The 1,444-nt window shown below is 72.9% G+C and carries 1 protein-coding gene; it reads right to left on the reverse strand.

From position 1 onward, the window contains the following. Positions 1-15 precede the first annotated feature (15 nt). Positions 16-1,296, reverse strand: a complete 1,281-nt coding sequence (locus ACZJYS_RS24280) for an Hsp70 family protein (RefSeq protein ID WP_493180641.1) — start codon at positions 1,294-1,296, stop codon at positions 16-18. Between the last annotated feature and the right edge of the window lie 148 nt (positions 1,297-1,444).

Raw genomic sequence — 1,444 nt, forward strand, 5'->3', positions numbered from 1 at the left:
GGAGTGGGAGGCCGGCTAGGCCGCCACCCGCTCCGCGCCGATCAGCGCCAGCCCCTCGGCGACCGAGACGAACTCGCCGCCATGCGCCACCCGCTCGGCGCCGAAGCGTGCCTCGAACAGCCGCCGCACCGCCGGCACCAGGGATGACCCGCCGGTGAGGAAGACGCGGTCCACCGCCCCCGCCGGCAGCCCGGCCTCGGCCAGGGCCTGGTCCACCGCCCCGCCGAACTGCGCCAGCTCGGGCGCGATCCAGGCCTCGAAATCCGCCCGCCGCACCGTCTCCTCCAGCGCGAAGCCGCCGTGGCGGAAGCGCAGCACCGCCACCTCGGCGCCGGAGAGCGCCGCCTTCACGCCGGAGACGGCCTGGTAGAGCGCATAGCCCGCCTCGTCCTCCACCAGCCGGATCAGGTGGTGCAGCTGCTCCGGATGGTCGGCGGCGCGCGCCACCTCGCCGATCTCGCGCAGGGTGCGCGGCGCGCGCATCAGCGAGAGCCGGTGCCAGCGGGCGAAGCTGGTGTAGAAGCTGGGCGGCACCGGCAGCGCCGTGCTCATCACCCGGTAGCTGCCGCCCTTGCCGAGGCGCGGCGAAACCACGTTGTCGATGATCCGGTAGTCGAAGGCGTCTCCGGCGATGCCGACGCCGGAATGGCCCAGCGCGGTGACGCGCCGCGCCGCGCCCGGCTCGTAGCGCAGCAGCGAGAAGTCGCTGGTGCCGCCGCCGAAATCGCCCACCAGCACATGCGCGGCCCCGTCCAGCCCGGCGGCGAAGCGGTGCCCCGCCGCCTCGGGCTCCAGCGCGAAGTCGAGCGATTCCCAGCCGGCGCCGGCGAAGGCGGAGCGCAGCCGGCGCTCGGCCAGCGCGTCATCCGCCTGCTCGCCCACGAAGCGCACCGGCCGCCCCGCCACCACCTGCGCGGCACCCAGCGCGGCGCCGCCCATGGCATGCCCCGCCAGCGCGCGCAGGAACAGCGAGATCAGCTCCTCCAGCCCGTAGCTCCGGCCGAAGATGCGGGTCTCGGTGAAGCTGCGGCTGGCCAGGTAGCTCTTCATCGACATGATGAGCCGGCTGCCGAGCGGGTCGTCCAGATAGGCCTCGATGGCGTGCGGGCCGGCGGCGTGCTGCAGCTTCCCGCGCGAGGGGCCGGTCTCCTCCGCCCAGAAGCAGAGCAGGGAGCGGAAGGTGTCCAGCACCTTGCCGCCCACCTGGTAGCGCACCGTCGCCACCCGCCCCTCCCCGTCGCGCAGGGCGATGACGCTGTTCGTGGTGCCGAAGTCGATGCCGATGATGTCCGACATGGTGCATGCCCGGGCCGTTCGAGGGCCGGGCGTTAGAGCAGATCGGGCGCGGCGGGGGAATGGCGATTCGGCTCGCCTCGCTCGCGAAGATGGCAAAGCGGTTATCTATTTTTTGACTTATCCCAGGTTTTGCGATCGGCTACCGTTC

The sequence above is a fragment of the Roseomonas sp. TS2 genome (genome assembly GCF_058833935.1).

Coding starts and splice junctions, on each gene's coding strand:
- ACZJYS_RS24280 (WP_493180641.1), bottom strand. CDS start 1,296: ATGTCGGACATCATCGGCATCGACTTCGGCACCACGAACAGCGTCATC.